Source organism: Streptacidiphilus jeojiensis (assembly GCF_042510965.1).
GTDB lineage: Bacteria > Actinomycetota > Actinomycetes > Streptomycetales > Streptomycetaceae > Streptacidiphilus > Streptacidiphilus jeojiensis.
In genome coordinates, this window is the sequence record NZ_JBEUKS010000005.1 from 258,993 (window position 1) to 275,179 (window position 16,187).

General features: G+C 72.1%; 15 protein-coding genes. 10 read left to right on the forward strand and 5 right to left on the reverse strand.

Going from position 1 to position 16,187, the window contains the following annotated elements; genetic code table 11:
- Positions 1-11: 11 nt before the first annotated feature.
- The 4 genes from ABUW04_RS16155 to ABUW04_RS16170 all read right to left on the reverse strand — a co-directional run bounded on the left by ABUW04_RS16155 (position 12) and on the right by ABUW04_RS16170 (position 4,871).
- Entirely contained in the window at positions 12-1,598 is a 1,587-nt protein-coding gene (locus tag ABUW04_RS16155) for an MFS transporter (RefSeq protein ID WP_380565405.1), read from the reverse strand.
- 188 nt (positions 1,599-1,786) lie between these two features.
- Complete coding sequence (locus ABUW04_RS16160; RefSeq protein WP_380565407.1) at positions 1,787-3,184, reverse strand: FAD-binding oxidoreductase; 1,398 nt, start codon at positions 3,182-3,184, stop codon at positions 1,787-1,789.
- A 68-nt stretch (positions 3,185-3,252) separates the two neighbouring features.
- Complete coding sequence (locus ABUW04_RS16165) at positions 3,253-3,789, reverse strand: DoxX family protein (protein WP_380565409.1); 537 nt, start codon at positions 3,787-3,789, stop codon at positions 3,253-3,255.
- A complete protein-coding gene (locus tag ABUW04_RS16170) occupies positions 3,789-4,871 on the reverse strand; it encodes an LLM class flavin-dependent oxidoreductase (protein WP_380565410.1) in 1,083 nt (360 codons plus the stop codon). Before ABUW04_RS16170 ends, ABUW04_RS16165 begins: the two co-directional genes overlap by 1 nt.
- 229 nt (positions 4,872-5,100) lie before the next feature.
- Here ABUW04_RS16170 and ABUW04_RS16175 point away from each other — a divergent pair, with 229 nt between their 5' ends.
- The 5 genes from ABUW04_RS16175 to ABUW04_RS16195 all read left to right on the forward strand — a co-directional run bounded on the left by ABUW04_RS16175 (position 5,101) and on the right by ABUW04_RS16195 (position 9,040).
- Positions 5,101-5,430 carry an antibiotic biosynthesis monooxygenase family protein gene (locus tag ABUW04_RS16175; protein WP_380565411.1) on the forward strand — a complete coding sequence of 110 codons (330 nt, stop codon included), beginning with the start codon at positions 5,101-5,103 and terminating at the stop codon, positions 5,428-5,430.
- Positions 5,423-6,196: a cupin domain-containing protein gene (locus tag ABUW04_RS16180; protein ID WP_380565412.1), complete on the forward strand. Its 774-nt coding sequence runs from the start codon at positions 5,423-5,425 to the stop codon at positions 6,194-6,196. Before ABUW04_RS16175 ends, ABUW04_RS16180 begins: the two co-directional genes overlap by 8 nt.
- A 73-nt stretch (positions 6,197-6,269) precedes the next feature.
- Positions 6,270-6,803, forward strand: coding sequence for an ester cyclase (locus ABUW04_RS16185; RefSeq protein ID WP_380565413.1), 534 nt, complete (start codon positions 6,270-6,272; stop codon positions 6,801-6,803).
- A gap of 1 nt (position 6,804) precedes the next feature.
- Positions 6,805-7,968, forward strand: a complete 1,164-nt coding sequence (locus ABUW04_RS16190; RefSeq protein ID WP_380565414.1) for an alkene reductase — start codon at positions 6,805-6,807, stop codon at positions 7,966-7,968.
- A gap of 100 nt (positions 7,969-8,068) precedes the next feature.
- Entirely contained in the window at positions 8,069-9,040 is a 972-nt protein-coding gene (locus ABUW04_RS16195; protein ID WP_380565415.1) for a LacI family DNA-binding transcriptional regulator, read from the forward strand.
- A gap of 22 nt (positions 9,041-9,062) precedes the next feature.
- Here the strand turns inward: ABUW04_RS16195 and ABUW04_RS16200 are convergent, their stop codons facing one another.
- Complete coding sequence (locus tag ABUW04_RS16200) at positions 9,063-10,172, reverse strand: LacI family DNA-binding transcriptional regulator (protein WP_380565416.1); 1,110 nt, start codon at positions 10,170-10,172, stop codon at positions 9,063-9,065.
- Between the two features lie 233 nt (positions 10,173-10,405).
- On the opposite strand from ABUW04_RS16200, the gene ABUW04_RS16205 reads away from it, so the two are divergent.
- The 5 genes from ABUW04_RS16205 to ABUW04_RS16225 all read left to right on the forward strand — a co-directional run bounded on the left by ABUW04_RS16205 (position 10,406) and on the right by ABUW04_RS16225 (position 16,154).
- Complete coding sequence (locus tag ABUW04_RS16205; RefSeq protein WP_380565418.1) at positions 10,406-11,356, forward strand: NAD(P)-dependent oxidoreductase; 951 nt, start codon at positions 10,406-10,408, stop codon at positions 11,354-11,356.
- Positions 11,353-12,615, forward strand: coding sequence for a M24 family metallopeptidase (locus ABUW04_RS16210; protein ID WP_380565419.1), 1,263 nt, complete (start codon positions 11,353-11,355; stop codon positions 12,613-12,615). The genes ABUW04_RS16205 and ABUW04_RS16210 overlap by 4 nt, the downstream gene beginning before the upstream one ends.
- A gap of 19 nt (positions 12,616-12,634) precedes the next feature.
- On the forward strand, positions 12,635-13,690 hold the full coding sequence (locus tag ABUW04_RS16215) for a thiamine pyrophosphate-dependent dehydrogenase E1 component subunit alpha (protein WP_380565420.1): 1,056 nt from the start codon (positions 12,635-12,637) through the stop codon (positions 13,688-13,690).
- Complete coding sequence (locus ABUW04_RS16220; RefSeq protein WP_030249301.1) at positions 13,678-14,655, forward strand: alpha-ketoacid dehydrogenase subunit beta; 978 nt, start codon at positions 13,678-13,680, stop codon at positions 14,653-14,655. Before ABUW04_RS16215 ends, ABUW04_RS16220 begins: the two co-directional genes overlap by 13 nt.
- 62 nt (positions 14,656-14,717) lie before the next feature.
- On the forward strand, positions 14,718-16,154 hold the full coding sequence (locus ABUW04_RS16225; RefSeq protein WP_380565644.1) for an NAD-dependent succinate-semialdehyde dehydrogenase: 1,437 nt from the start codon (positions 14,718-14,720) through the stop codon (positions 16,152-16,154).
- Positions 16,155-16,187 lie beyond the last annotated feature (33 nt).

Below are 16,187 nucleotides of genomic sequence, written 5' to 3' on the forward strand. Positions count from 1 at the left end.
GGCCGGTGCGGTCAGGCGATCGCTGGAGCGGCTAGCGTGTCGATGTCCGGTTCGGGCGCGGTGACGCGGCCGTGGCTGCCGTGCAGGACCAGTCCGGCGAGCAGGCAGGACAGCAGTGCGGCGGCGCCGCAGACCAGGAATCCGGTCGAGTAGCCGTCGCCGAGGGCGTGCAGGGCCAGCGGCGCCGCGGCGCCGGGCGGTGACTGGGGTGGCAGCGAGTTGACCGCCAGCGGCCCGCCGGCCGTGGCGATCTGCCCGACCGCCGCCTTGACGCCGATCGGCAGCGGAGAGCCGGCGAGGGCGGAGTTGAACCCGGTGGCGGCCCGGCTCAGGGCGACCGCCCCGATCAGGGCCGGGCCGAGGGTGGCGCCGAAGTCGCGCAGCTGGCTGGTGACACCGCTGGCCATGCCGGCCAGGCTGATCGGCACGGTGTTGACCGCCGTCGCGGTGATGGAGGAGACCGCGAGGGTGAAGCCGAGACCGATCAGGATCAGCGGCGCGATCAGCGAGGGCAGCCCCAGGTCGGTGACCGGGAGCCGGGCCAGCAGCAGGTCGCCTGCGGCGATCAGCAGGAAACCGCCACTGAGCAGCCAGCGCGCGGAGACCCGGTGCAGAAGTCTGGCCGTCACCGGGGCCAGCACCAGCGTGGGTCCGTTGGTGAACAGGAAGGCCACCGCGATGCGCAGCGGACTCTGGTGCTGGATCGGGCCGAGCCGGATGCTGAGGGCGTAACAGGTGCCGATGAAGCTGAAGATCCCGGTCACCGCGACGGCGGCGGCCACGCTGAAGGCCCGGTTCCTGAACAGGTCCAGCTGCAGCAGCGGGGCCGCGGACCGCAGTTCGGCGACAACGAACAGCGCCAGGAACACCGCCGCGATCAGGAAGGCGGTGACCACGGGGGCCGCTCCCCAGCCGTCGGTGGGCCCCTGGATCACGGCGTAGAGCAGGGCGAACAGGCCGATGCCGATGGTGAGTTGGCCCGGCAGGTCGAGCGATCGGCCCTGCGGCGCCCTGGAGTCGCGGGCGATCAGGCCCACGGCCGCGCTGACCACCCCCAGCATCGCCAGGACGATGAACGACCAGCGCCAGGAGCCGTAGTTGCCGGTGATGCCGCCGAGCATCGGGGCGACGAAGCCACCGGCGGCAAGGCAGGCGGACCAGGCCGCGATGGCGGTGGCACGGTGCTTGGCGGTACGGGTCCCGACCGCGACCATCGCCAGCGAGCTGGGGAGGATCCCGGCGGCACCGACCCCGGCCAGCGCCTGGCCGGCCCACAGGTAGTGCACGCCGCCCGCGCCGGCCGACAGCGCCTCGCCGACGGCCAGCAGCAGCGCGCCGCCGACGAGCAGGCGCTTGCGCCCGAACAGGTCGCCCAGGACGCCGAAGGTGAGTTCGAGCACGGCGACGGGCAGCAGGGTGGCGTCGGAGATCCAGGTCAGCTGGGATCCGGTGGTGTGCAGGGAGGACTGGAGCAGACCGTTGAGGGTGGCGGGGATCGCCAGCGCGGTCTGGGCGATGCAGATCGCCAGGCAGCAGGCGATCAGCGTGCGGAGCGGCAGGCTTCTGCCGGACTCGGGCGGGGTTGGGTTCTGGGACATGCCGCATCCAATGGTGGTGGTGGGGTGGAGGGCTGGGACTGGGGTACTCCTGCGGTGTTCTCGTGCGGGCGTGCGGGCGTGCGGGCGTGCGGGCGTGCGGGCGTGCGGGCGTGCGGGCGTGCGGGCTTGCGGGCTTGCGGGCTTGCGGGCTTGCGGGCTTGCGGGCTTGCGTGGCAAGGGATTTGGACCTAGGGCGCCGGTTCGATGGGGACGTTGCCGCGGAAGACCCGGTCGGGGTCCAGGCGGCGCTTGATCGCCTGCAGTCGCCGGTAGGTCCGCGGCGGGTAGACACTGCGGACCCGGTCCGGTTCGGTGTCCAGGAAGTTGATGTAGCCGGCGTCGGAGCCGACGCAGTCCAGCGCCGCATTGGTGTCGCGGGCCCAGCCGATCTGGGTCGCGGCCTGGTCCGGCTCGGTCCAGGCCGCGACGACATTGAGGATGTACGCGGCCCCGCGGTGGGCGAAGGCGGTCGCGTCCACCGGGACCCGGCTCGCGGCCCCGCCCAGGCGCAGCACCTCGATCTGGGCGTGCGGCCCCGGCAGCCGGCCGCCGGCCTCCAGCAGGGCCTTGATCGCGGTGTCGTCGACCCGGTCCAGGTAGCGGGACTTGTTGTAGTTGGAGCGCCCGTGCGGATGCAGGTCGTCCTGCATCGACTGCACCGCCACATAGGGCATCCGGGCCCGGAAGCTCATCACCGACGGTCCCCGGGTGAGCAGTTGCTCCATCGGCCCGGCGCCGGACTCCAGGTCGCCGGACCACACCGCGTTGACCAGCACCACCGGGCGGCCCACCAACTCCGTTGGCATGCCGGGCATCGGCGGGGCCAGACAGGTGATGCAGATGGCGCTCAGCGCGTCGGGCGCCGCCTCCATGGTCGCCACGTAGTGCGCCACCGCCACGGGCAGGTCCTCCAGCAGGAAGGCCGCCTGCCCGAACAGGACGTCGCTGACCGCGTGGGTGCGCAGGGTGAACTCGGTGACGACGCCGAAGTTGCCGCCACCGCCGCGCAGCGCCCACAGCAGGTCCGCGTCCTCGCCGTCCGACTCACCGGCCCGGACGATGCTTCCGTCCGCGGTGACGACCTCGGCGCCGGTGATATTGTCGCAGGTCAGACCGAAGTTACGGAAGGTCCAGCCGAACCCGCCGCCCAGCGCGAGACCGCCCAGGCCGGTGTGGGAGACCACACCGGCGGGCACGATCCGGCCCCGCTCGGCGGCGGTGCGGTCGACGTCCGCCAGCAGGCATCCACCGCCGGCCCGCACGCTGGTCCCGTCCTCGGCGAAGCCGATCGAGCGCATCCGGGAGAGGTCCACCACGACGCCCTGGTCGCACACCGACAGGCCGGCCACCTGGTGGCCGCCGCCGCGTACGGACAGCGGGAGGTCGGCGGCGCGTGCGGCGCGGACCACCGCGGCGACGTCGGCGGTGGAGCGGCAGTAGGCGATCACGGCGGGGCGCCGGTCCACCGTGGCGTTCCAGACGCGGCGCGCCTGGTCGTAGCCGGGATCCGTGGGCAGCACCGTCTCGCCCTCGAAGGTGCCTTCGAGCGAGGCGAGGACGCTGCTGACGGGCAGGAAGTTCTCCATGTGCGGCGTACGCTCCTGTTCCTCTGATGCGGGGGGTGTGGAGGGGGTATGGCGTAGCTGACGCTTGGTCAGGGTCGGTGGCTGGGAACCTTCGCGGGGGCTGCCGCCGGGCGCTCGCCCGCCGGGGTGCGGGTGGCCACGACGACCAGGCCGGCGAGCACACCGGCGGCCACCGCCAGCGGCCCCCAGGGCGCACCGTGCGGCAGGGCGAGCAGGTGGTCCAGGCTCAGGGCGCCGGGTCCGCAGAACCCGATCGCCGCCACCGCCGCCAGCAGGGCGAGTTCGAGCTCGAAGCCGTGCTTCCGGCTGTCGAGTCCGTTGCGCAGGTGGATCGCGGCGACGTTGGCGAGGACCCCGGTGAGCATGGCCACCGCCAGGACGCTGCCCGCGCCGGCGCCGACGAGCAGCGCGCCGGTGGTCTCGGTGGCACCGGCGATCAGGGCCATCAGCCGCGGCGGCCGGAAGCCCTGGGAGGAGAAGAACCTCTCGGCGCGGTCCAGCCCGCCCCCGTCCCACCAGCCGAAGAGCTTCTGGGTGCCGTGGAAGCCCATGACCGCGAACAGGGTGATCCTGAGGATCAGCAGGCCGTAGTCGGCGGAGGCCATCAGTTGCCCGAAGTGCGTTCCACCGCACCGAACTTCGGCAGCACCTCGTCCAGGAAGAGGTCCAGTGAACGGTTGGACTCGGCCTCGGTCATGAAGCCGAAGTTGAACAGCAGCGACATGTGCCGTACTCCGGCCTCGGCGAAGGCCTCGATCTGCTCGGTCACCGTGGCGGGGCTGCCGACGATCATCGCGCGCTGCAGGAACTCGTCCGGGTTCTGCGGGGAGACCCCGACCACGCTCTTGAGGTGGGCGCTGTCCTTGATGTCGCCGGTCATGGCGAAGTTCTTCTTCTGGTGCGCGCCCATCTCCTCCATCCGGGCCCGCGCGAACGCCACTGCCTCGGCGTCGGTCTCACGGATGATCACCTGCTTCTGGACCAGGCTCCAGTCCAGGCGCTCCTCGATGAAGGCCGCGTCGTGCCCGGCCTCGGTCAGGGCCTCGGTGTAGAGCTTGAGGCGCGGGCCGATCACGTCGACGGTCTCGCGGGCGGTGAACAGGTACCAGCCCTTGCGGCCGGTCCACACCACGCCCTCGTCGTTCTGGGTCGCCCGTGCGAACTTCGGACGCGAGGCGTGGTAGGCGGCCGGCATGATCCTGGTGCGCAGCGAGCCGTGCTCGAAGGCGGTGGACCACTCGTAGTCCGGGTCCTCCGGCTTCTTGTCCAGCGCCCGCTCCATCACCTCCAGGTTGTGCAGCATCTGCTCGTGCCGCACCGAGGGGTCCCGGCCCAGGCCCGCGTACTCCACCGGGGACCCGCCGGCGGCGAAGCCGACGATGAGGTTGCCGCGGGTGATGACGTCCAGCAGGTTGCAGCTCTGTGCCAGCCGCATCGGGTTGTGCAGCGTGGGCACCGCGACGGCCATCAGGAACATCGTGCCGTCGGGCACCTGGGAGCCGAGGTGGGCGGCCAGCATGAAGTTGTTGCCGTAGGTGTTGTAGCCGGAGAAGTGGTGTTCGGTCAGCGCGACGCCGTGCACCCCGGCCCGGGTCGCGCGGACGGCCTGGGCGACGGTGTGCTCGATGATCGGCACGTCTTCCTCGGGTCCGCGGGTCTGCGGGTTCAGGTAGATCGAGAACCGCATGTCAGCTGCTCCTTTGAGGCTGCGTCAGGATGCTTGTTAAAACGGTTGCACAGAGATTTACCACGCACCCCCAGGGGGGTCAATGCTTCTGACAAGCCTTGGAACTGCGACCCCTCAAGCGCAGACGCGGCAGACTTCTTGACACCGCCGGACCGGCTGCCCATCATCGTTAAATCGGTTGCATTCACCCTGCGCCGCACCGGCAGCACAAGACCAAGGAGCCCTGCAGATGGCAGACGTCGTCTTCATCAACTGTTTCGAGGTGCCGCCAGGGCGTGAGGCGGCGTTCCTGGCGCTGTGGACGCAGATCGACGACTTCATGTGCGCCCAGCCGGGGTTCCGGTGGCGCAGGCTGCACCTCTCGCTGGACCCCGACGCACGGCTGCGCTACGTCAACGTCGCCGGCTGGGAGTCAGCCGAGCAGTTCGACGCCGCGCACGGCGAGGAGTTCCGTCGGCTGCAGGGACAGCCCGAGTGGCTGGAGTTCCCGGCGCTGCCCTCGCTCTACACCGTGGAGCAGGAGACCCGGGCACCCTCACTGGTCGACGTCGATGTCTGAACTGCCCGGCCCGACCGGGCTGTTAATCGCCACCCGGGACATCCGGCCGGCGGCCGTGCCGGGCCACTCGTTCCGGGTGGTCGCCGACGGATCGGTCACCGCGGGCGCCTTCAGCCTCACCGAGTCGGAGAGCCCGAAGGGCGCCGCCGTCCCGCCGCACGCCCACGACCGTTCGGTGGAGTGCTTCTACGTCCTGGACGGGGCCTACCGGCTCACCGTCAGCGGCGCCTCGCACGAGGTGGGGCCGGGCGGGTTCCTGCTGGTCCCCCGGGGTGCTCCGCACCAGTTCGAGGTGGTGGAGGGCGAGGCCCGGGCCCTGGTCCTGTTCACCCCGGCCGGCTTCGAGGAGGTCTTCCGGCAGATGCCGGCCATCTTCGGCACCCCCGGGGAGCCCGGCCCGGCCTGGGTCCGGGCGAACGCGCAGGCCGCCACCCGGCTGCTGGACGGCACCGGACCGGGACCCGCCGCCCTGGTCCGGGGCCCGGACGGCGGACGGTCCGATCCGGTCACGCTCGCGGACGGCGGCGCCACCGGCACCGGCCTGCGGATCAGCCTGCACGACGGGGACCCGCTCGGGGCCCGATGGGCACCCGGCCCCTCGGCGACCGCGGTCTACGTGCTCGCAGGCCGCTACCGGTTCGACCTTCCGGGGGCGAGCACGGTGGTCGCGGCGGACGAGTACCTGTCGCTGCCGCAGGCGTCCGCAGCGCAGGCGTTGGCGCTGAGCGCTGGCGGCCGCGCCCTGGTACTCCACTCGGGCGAGTGACCCAACAGTCGTCTTCAGCAAGTCATCTGACTATCCATCAGCGATGGTCGCAGTCACCACCGGAGGAGCCGCCATGACGGTCCACCAACCACCCCAACCGCAGGCGGGGCCGAGCGCCACTGAAAGGGCCCTGAACGACCCGGAGTTGACGCCGCAGGAGCGCGCCAACATCGAACTGGTGCTGAAGTTCCGCGCGCTGCCGTTCTCGGAGCGCGCCAAGTACACCGTCCCCGACTTCCGGCCCGGACGCATGGGCATGGCCAACCTCGCCGAGGTCAGGACCGGCGACGGACCCAGCTACGACGCGCGCTCGATCCCGGACCGCCAGGACGAGATCCTCGACATCATCGCCCACGGCGACCGGGTCTGGGCGACCTGGCTGATCCGCGGCACCCACCGCGGCGAGCTCTACGGAATCGCGGCCACCGGCCGCAGCGTCGAGGTCCTCGAACTGGGGCAGTGGCGCATCCGCGACGGCCTGATCTGCGAGGCCTGGTTCTTCGTCGACGAGCTGGCACTGGTGCGCCAACTGGGCCTGTGGCCGCAGCCGGACGGCAACCCCGGGGGCCGTCCGGGCCACCCGGACCACGACACCGAGGAGCACTGACATGGCAACCGCGTTCGACCCCATCGACCTGGGCCGGCACCGCCTGCGCAACAGGATCGTGATGGCCCCGATGAGCCGCAGCCGCGCCTACGGGCCCGCCGCCCTCCCGGGTCCGTCCACGGCCACCTACTACCGCCAGCGCGCCTCGGCCGGACTGATCGTCTCCGAGGGGATCCAACCCTCGCCGGTGGCCCGCGGCTACCCCGCCACCCCGGGCCTCTACTCCCCCGCGCAGGTGGACGCCTGGCGCACCGTCACCGACGCGGTCCATGCCGCGGGCGGGACCATCTTCGCCCAACTGATGCACGCGGGCCGGATCGGCCACCCCAGCCTGCTCCCGGACGGCCTGATACCGGTGGGCCCCTCCCCGATCACAGCGGACGCGCAGGTCTTCACCCCGCAGGGTCCCCGGCCCTGCGTCGAACCGAGAGAGCTCACCGAGGCGGACATCGCCGCCACGATCCAGGACTTCACCACCGCGGCCTGCAACGCGGTGGCGGCCGGCTTCGACGGGGTCGAGCTGCACGGCGCCAACGGCTTCCTGCTGCACCAGTTCCTGTCCGCGCAGTCCAACACCCGCACCGACGCCTGGGGCGGTTCGGTCGCCAACCGGATCCGCTTCCCGATCGAGGTGGCCACGGCCGTGGCCGGGGCGATCGGAGCCGACCGCGTCGGCATCCAGCTCTCCCCCGGCAACCCCTACAACGGCATGGTGGAGCAGGACTGCCCGCAGACCTACGGCGCCCTGGCGACCGCACTGGACGGCATCGGGCTGGCCTACCTCGGTCTGGCCGAGGGGCCGGACCGGGCGCTGACCCGGAAGCTGCGCGGGATCTGGTCCGGCGTCTTCCTGCTCAACCCCCACACCGCGCCCCGCCCGACCGGGCTGCCGGAACTGGACCTGGTCGCGGACGGCACAACGGACCTGCTGTCCTTCGGCTCGCTGTTCCTGGCCAACCCGGACCTGCCGCACCGCCTCGCCCTGGGCGGCCCCTTCAACCCCGCCGACCCCTCCACCTACTACGGCGGTGACGACCACGGCTACACCGACTGCCCGACCCTGGACCAGACCCAGACCCAGACCCAGACCCAGGACCGGGACGGGGACGGGGACCGGGAGCAGGCCGCCGAGCCGGCTCCGCTCCGGGCCCGGACCGGCCCGTAGTACGTCGCGGACCTGCGGACGGCATAGGCTCGGCTCAGCTCATCGCAATCGCACGCCAGAGGTGTTGGAGAGAATGGTCAACCAGTCCACCATCCGGGACGTGGCGCGCGTTGCCGGGGTCTCGGTCTCGACCGTGTCCCGGGTCTTCACCGCCCCCCAGCGCTTCCGCGACGAGACCAGGCAGAAGGTCTACGCCGCCGCCGAGCAGCTGAACTACGCGCCGAACCGGATGGCCGCTGCGCTCACCACCGGGCGGACCGGGAACATCGGGCTGATCGTCCCCAACCTCGCCAACCCGCTCTTCCCGGAGATGGTCAAGGCGGCCCAGCACCAGTCCCGGCGGCAGAACCTGGCCGCGCTGCTGGGCGACAGCGACGACGACGCGGACGACGAGGAGAAGCTGATCCGCGCCCTGTCCAAGGACGTGGACGGGTTCCTGCTGTTCTCCTCGCTGCTGCGCGAGGAGCAGATCGCCGAGGTCGGCGTGCTGCGCCCGACCGTCTTCGTGAACCGGCGCGTGGACGGCTACCCGTGCGTGCTGGTCGACGCGCTGCAGGGGATGCGGCAGCTGACCCAGTACCTCAGCAATCTGGGCCACACCGGCCTGCTCTACCTGGCCGGGCCGGCCAACTCCTGGGCCGCCAACGACCGCCTGGAGGCGCTGCTGCAGGCCGGGGCCGAGACCGGACTGCAGGTCGACGTGTCCGCGCCGAACCGGCCCGGCTTCGAGTCGGGGAACCTGGCGGCGGAGCAGCTGGTGCGCGCACCGCTGCCGTCGGCGGTGGTGTGCTTCAACGACGTGATGGCGCTGGGCGTGACCGCCCGGCTGCTGCAGTCCGGGGTCCGGGTCCCGGAGCAGGTCAGCGTCGTGGGCTGGGGCGGCACCCAGCTGGCCGGCTACACCACCCCGGCGGTGACCACCCTCGCCGTCCCGCTGGGCGAGCTGGGCAGCCGGGCGGTGGACCAGCTGCTGCTGGACCACGCCTGCCCAACCCAGCAGGATCCGGGACCGGTCAGCCTGGGCGTCACCCTGGTGCCGCGGGCCACCACCGGTCGTGCCCGGGTGAGCTGACCTCACATCAGCTGATCCATCATCAGCCGGCTTCGCTCCCGGCCCGCGGCGCGGCCGTGGAGTCGCGCACCACCAGGCGCACCGGCAGCAGCACGGTCTTGGCCACCGCCACCGCCACCGCCGCCGGCCCGGCACCGGCCCGGCCGAGGCCCTGACCCGCGCCCCGACCCGCGCCCTGGCCGTCCGACCGTTCCAGCTGCTCCAGCAGCAACCGGGCCGCCTCCGCGCCCAGTTCCAGGTGGGGCACGTGCACGGTGGTCAGCGGTGGCTGGAACTCGTCCGCGAACTGCATGTCGTTGTAGCCGACCAGCGAGACGTCCTGCGGGCAGCGCAGCCCGCGTTCGCGCAGTACGTGCAGCGCGCCCAGCGCGATCAGGTCGTTGCCGGCCACGATCGCGGTGCTGCCGGGGTGGCGGTCCAGCAGCTCCCGGGCGGCCTGTTCCCCGGCCCGCACCGAGTACGCCTCGCTGACCAGGACCGGCGCCCGGTCAGCGGCCACCCCGGCCGCCCGAACGGCCTGCTGGAACGCCCTGGTGCGGATCGCGCCGGTGGACAGCGTCTGCGGGCCGGCCAGATGTGCGATCGAGCGGTGCCCCAGCTCCAGCAGGTGGCGGACCGCCAGCTCCATCCCGGTTGCGTCGTCCGCCGCCACCAGCGGGAACATCGGCAGGTCGGTGCCCCGGCTCAGCAGGACCACCGGCACGCCCTGGGCGTGGGCCTGCGCCAGCAGGGCGTGCTCGCGCTGCGCGGTGGCGACGATGAACCCGTCGACCTGGCGACCGCGCAGCGCCTCGAACCGGGTGCGCTCCTTGGCCTGGTCGTTGTCGGTGTTGGCCAGCAGCGCGGTGTAGCCGCGGCGGGTCAGCACCTCCTCGATCCCGCGTGCCATCGGCGGGAACAGCGGGTTGGTCAGGTCCGGGATCAGCACGCCGACCGTGGAGGAGCGGTTGGTGCGCAGACTGCGGGCTGCGGTGTTCGGGGTGAACCCCAGCTCCTGCGCCGCCGTCCGCACCCGGCGCGCCGTGGCCGCGCTCACCCGGGCGTCGGCTTCGGGGTTCAGGGCTCGGGAGGCCGTGGCCTTGTGGACCCCCGCCAGACGGGCCACGTCGGCGATGGTCGGGCGCTTGCTCATCCGGCGAGTGTAGGGATCTTCACAGGCCGCCACAATCGCCGGGCGGGTGGTCCGGATCCGTTCCGCACCACCTCTTGACAGCCCTGCGGGAGCGGCGCGAGCATGACTGCAATCGGTTGCAGAGAGCAGGTGCTGATTCTCGCACTGCTTCCACGCACAGCAGCCGGCAATCGGATGCGCAACTTCAACCCCATCCGAGTGCCGCTCCCCCTCCCACAGCGAGGAACGAACAGATGACCGACGACACCCCTGCCCAGCGGCCGCGGATCGGCTGGATCGGCACCGGACGGATGGGCTTCCAACTGGCCACCCGACTGCTGGAGGCCGGCTACGACGTCGCCGTGCAGAACCGCACCCGTGCCAAGGCCGAGCCGCTCGCCGAGCTCGGCGCGACGGTCGTGGACCGCCCCGAGGAGCTGGCCGACCGCGACATCGTCTTCGTGATGGTGTCCGCCTCCGCCGACCTGGAGGCCGTCACCACCGGCCCCGGCGGCGTGCTCACCGCCCCCGGCGCCGCCCCCGCCGTCCTGGTCGACAGCTCCACGGTGTCCGCCGAGGTCTCCGCCCTGGTACGGGCCGCCGCCGCCAAGCGCGGCACCGAACTGCTGGCCGCCCCGGTCAGCGGGAACCCGAAGGTCATCGCCGCCGGCCTGCTGACGGTCGCGGTCTCCGGGCCGCGCGAGGTCTTCGACCGGGTCGAACCGCTGCTGCGGGTGCTGGGCCGCGGCGTCACCTACGTCGGCGAGGACGAGGTGGCCCGGCTGGTCAAGATCGCCCACAATGTCTTCCTCGGCGTGGTCACCCAGTCGCTCGCGGAGATCACCCTGCTGGCCGAGAAGGGCGGCGTCAGCCGAGCCGCGTTCCTGGCCTTCCTCAACGACTCGGTGATGGGCTCGGTCTTCACCCGCTACAAGTCCCCCGCGCTGGTGAACCTGGACTTCAAGCCCACCTTCACCATGCCGCTGCTGCGCAAGGACTTCGACCTGGGCCTGGCCGCCGCGCGCACCCTGGAGGTGCCGATGCCGCTGGCCTCGGCCACCGCCCAGCTGGTGTCCGCCGCCATCGGCGCGGGCCACACCGAACAGGACTTCGCCACCCTGATCCTGGAGCAGGCCCGCTCGGCCGGGATGGAGCTGCGGCCCGAGAACGTCGTCGTCGACGACGGCCTGACGGTGCCTCAGTGAACGGCGCGACGGGCGCGACGGCGCCCCGTCCGATCCCGGCCTACGGCCACAGCGCGGTCGACTACGAGCAGCGGGTGGACCACGACCGGCTGCGGGAGTACCGGATCCGGCGGGCCCGGGCCGCGCTGGAGGCCGGCGAGTGCGGGGCGTTCCTGCTCTTCGACTTCTACAACATCCGCTACACCACCCAGACCTGGATCGGCGGGGCGCTCGGCGACAAGATGAGCCGCTACGCCCTGCTGACCCGCGGCGGCGAGCCGGTGCTGTGGGACTTCGGCTCGGCGGCCCGGCACCACCAGCTGTACGCGCCGTGGCTGCGCCCGGAGAACTCCCGCGCCGGCATGCTGGGGCTGCGCGGCGCGATCGCCCCCGGGGCCGGCCTGATGGCCTCGGCGGTCCGCGAGATCAAGGGCATGCTGCAGGACGCGGGCCTGGCCGGGCTGCCGGTCGGAGTGGACATCGTCGAGCCGCCGTTCCTGATCGAGATGCAGCGCCAGGGCCTGACGGTGGTCGACGCCCAGCAGTCGATGCTGGACGCGCGGCAGATCAAGTCGCCGGACGAGATCGCCCTGCTGTCGATGGCGGCCGCCATGGTCGACGGCGTCTACCAGGACATCACCGAGGCCCTCAAGCCCGGCGTGCGGGAGAACGAGATCGTCGCACTGGCCAACAAGCGCCTGTACGAGATGGGTTCGGACCAGGTGGAGGCGATCAACGCGGTCTCCGGCGAGCGCTGCAACCCGCATCCGCACAACTTCTCCGACCGCATCATCCGCCCGGGCGACCAGGCGTTCTTCGACATCATCCAGTCCTACAACGGCTACCGGACCTGCTACTACCGCACCTTCGGCGTGGGCAGCGCCACCGCCTCGCAACGGGACGCCTACACCCGGGCCCGGGAGTGGATGGACGCGGCGATCGGTGTGGTGAAGCCGGGGGTCGGCACCGACCAGGTCGCCCGGGTCTGGCCGGCCGCCGAGGAGTTCGGCTTCGCGAGCGAGATGGCCGCCTTCGGCCTGCAGTTCGGCCACGGCCTGGGCCTCGGCCTGCACGAGCGGCCGATCATCAGCCGGCTCAACAGCCTGGAGCACCCGGTCGAGATCCAGGAGGGAATGGTCTTCGCCCTGGAGACCTACTGCCCGGCCTCCGACGGGTTCTCCGCCGCCCGCATCGAGGAGGAGGTCGTGGTCACCGCGGCCGGACCGCAGATCCTCACCAGGTTCCCGGCCCAGGAACTGTTCGTCGCCAACGCCTACTGACCTTCGACCGAGGAGCGACATGGCAAGAGCAACCAGCACCGGCACGGCCGCCGTCCGTCCCGCCGAGGACGCCCCCACGCCGCCGGCGCCGCCCCCGCCCGACCGCGCCACCGCCCTGGCGCTGTACCGGATGCAGGTGGAGCTGCGCCAGTTCGAGCAGCGCGCCTACGACCTGTTCCTGCAGAGCCTGGTCAAGGGCACCAGCCACCTCTCGCTGGGCCAGGAGGCCATCGCCGCCGGCTTCGGCCTGGCGATGCGCGCGGACGACTACACCTTCGCCACCTACCGCGGCCATGCGCACACCCTGGCCAGGGGTGTGCCGATGGGTCCGGTGCTCGCCGAACTCCTGGGCCGGGAGAACGGTCTGATGGCGGGTAAGGGCGGCTCGATGCACCTCACCAGCGTGGAGCACGGGGTGATGGGCTCCTACGCGATCATCGGCGCGCACCTGCCGATCGCCTGCGGCGCCGCCTGGAGCGCCCAGTACCGCCAGAGCGGGCAGGTCTCGGTCGCCTTCTTCGGCGACGGCACCACCAACATCGGCGCCTTCCACGAGGCCCTGAACCTCGCGGTGATCTGGAAGCTGCCGGTGGTGTTCGTCTGCGAGAACAACCTCTACATGGAGTACACCCGCACCAGCACCATCACCGCCGTGCCGCGTCCGGCCGCCGACCGCGCCGGCGCCTACGGGCTGGACCCGGTCGTGGTCGACGGCAACGACGCGGACGCGGTCCACCAGGTGGCGCTCACCGCACTGGATTTGGCCCGGACCGGCGGCGGACCGTCCCTGATCGAAGCGCTGACCTACCGTCACGGCGGCCACTCCCGGGCCGATCCGGCCAAGTACCGGCCGCAGCAGGAGGTCGACGAGTGGCTCGCCCGGGACCCGCTGCCGCGGTACCGCGCCCGCCTGCTGGACGCCGGGGTCACCGACGCGGAGCTGCAGGCCATCGAGGAGGAGACCCGGTCGGCCGTCGACCGGGCCACCGAGGAAGCCAAGGCCGGAGCCACGCCCGGCCACGAACTGCTCATGAAGGACGTGTGGGCGGACGGAGGATCGTCATGGCGGAACTGACCTACCGCGAAGCGGTGGCCCGCGGCATCGCCCAGGAGATGCGGCGCGACCACGGTGTGCTCTTCATCGGCGAGGACGTGGCCGAGGCGGGCGGGGTGTTCAAGGCCACCGTCGGGCTGCTGGACGAGTTCGGCCCGGTGCGGGTGCGCGACACCCCCATCAGCGAACAGGCCATCCTGGGCGCCGCGATGGGCGCGGCGATGACCGGGCTGCGCCCGATCGCCGAGATCATGTTCAGCGACTTCTTCGCGGTGTGCTGGGACATCGTGGTCAACGAGATCGCCAAGAGCCGCTACATGACGAACGGTCAGGTCTCCTTCCCGCTGGTGATCCGCGCCGGGAACGGCGGCGGCCTGCGGTTCGGCGCCCAGCACTCGCAGTCCGTGGAGAACTGGGCGATGGCCGTGCCCGGGCTGAAGGTCGTGGTCCCCTCCAGCCCGGTCGACGTGATCGGGCTGCTGTCCGCCGCCGTCCGCGACCCCGACCCGGTCGTCTTCCTGGAGCAGAAGGCCCTCTACCCCACCCGCGGCGAGGTCCCGGACGGGGAGATCACCGACACCCTGGGCACCGCCAAGGTGCTGCGCCAGGGCGGGGACGCCACCCTGGTGGCGCTGGGCACCATGGTGCCGCGCAGCCTGGAGGCCGCCGAGCGGCTGGCCGCGGTCGGCATCGACTGCACCGTGGTCGACGTCCGCTCCCTGGTGCCGCTGGACACCCGGACGATCCTGGAGTCCGTCGGGGCCACCGGACGGCTGTTCACGGTCGAGGAGAACCCCCGACTGTGCGGCTGGGGAGCCGAGTTGGTCTCCATCGTCGCCGAGGAGCAGTTCTTCGACCTCGACGCACCACCGGTGCGGATCACCACCCCGCACATCCCGCTGCCGTCCGCCGACGCGCTGGAGGACCTGGCGATCCCCTCGGTGGACCGCATCACCGCTACCGTCCAGAAGGCGATGGACCAGTGACCACGAACCCGCCCCAGTCGCCCCGCTCGCCCCGGTCGCCCCGGTCACCGAAGCGACTGCAGATCGACAAGGTACCCACCGAGCTGTTCGTCGGCGGCCGTTGGCGCCCCTCCGGCGACGGGTCGCGGATCGAGGTGCTCGACCCGTCCACCGGCGAGCGGATCGCCGACACCGCTGACGCCACCGTCCAGGACGGCCTCGACGCGGTCGGGGCGGCAGCGGCGGCCCTGCCCGGATGGGCCGCCACCGCCCCGCGCCGGCGCGCCGAACTGCTCACCCGCGTCTTCGAGTTGATGACCGACCGGGCCGAGGAGCTCGCCGAGCTCATCGTGCTGGAGAACGGCAAGACGCTCACCGACGCCCGCGCCGAGGTCTCCTACGCCGCCGAGTTCTTCCGCTGGTACGCCGAGGAGGCCGTCCGCGGCCTGGGCAGCGTGCAGACCGCGCCCTCCGGCGCCAACCGGATCCTGGTGCTGCGTCAGCCGGTGGGGGTGTCCGTCCTGGTCACCCCGTGGAACTTCCCCGCCGCGATGGCCACCCGCAAGATCGGGCCCGCGCTGGCGGCCGGCTGCACCGTCATCCTCAAGCCCGCCAGCGACACCCCGCTGACCGCGCTGGCCGTCGCCGCCCTCTTCGAGGAGGCCGGCGCGCCGGACGGGGTGGTGAACGTGCTGCCTTCGCGCCGCTCCGGGGCGGTGGTCTCGGCGATGCTGGACGACCCCCGGGTCCGCAAGCTGTCCTTCACCGGCTCGACCGAGGTCGGCCGGACCCTGCTGGCCGCCGCCTCCCGCACCGTGGTCAACTGCTCGATGGAGCTGGGCGGCAACGCCCCCTTCCTGGTCTTCGCCGACGCCGACCTGGACCAGGCCGTGGCCGGCGCCATGGTCGCCAAGATGCGCAACGGCGGCGAGGCCTGCACCGCGGCCAACCGCTTCTACGTCGAGCAGCCGGTGGCCGCCGAGTTCACCCGCCGCCTGGCGCAGGCCATGGACGCGCTCACCGTCGGACCGGGTCTGGAGCCAGGGGTGGGCCTGGGCCCACTGGTCAACGCGGCGAGCCGGGACAAGGTCGCCCAGTTGGTCGCCGACACCGTGGCGGCCGGCGCCCGGGTGGTGACGGGCGGCGAGGCACTGGACCGCCCGGGGTTCTACTACCCGCCGACCGTGCTGGCGGAGGTGCCGCCGGACGCGCCGGTGCTGCGGGAGGAGGTCTTCGGGCCGGTGGCCCCGGTCGTCGCCTTCGACACCGAGGACGAGGCGGTACGCCTGGCGAACGCCACCGAGTACGGCCTGGTCTCCTACGTCTACACCGGCGACCTGGCCCGCGGCCTCCGGGTGTCCGAGCAACTCGACTCCGGCATGGTCGGGTTGAACCGGGGTGTGGTCTCCGACCCGGCCGCGCCCTTCGGCGGCACCAAGCAGAGCGGCATCGGCCGCGAGGGCGGCCACGAGGGGCTGCTGGAGTTCACCGAGTCCAAGTACATCGCCGTCTCCTGGTGACCGGCCGACGACCGCAACCGAACGGAGCACACC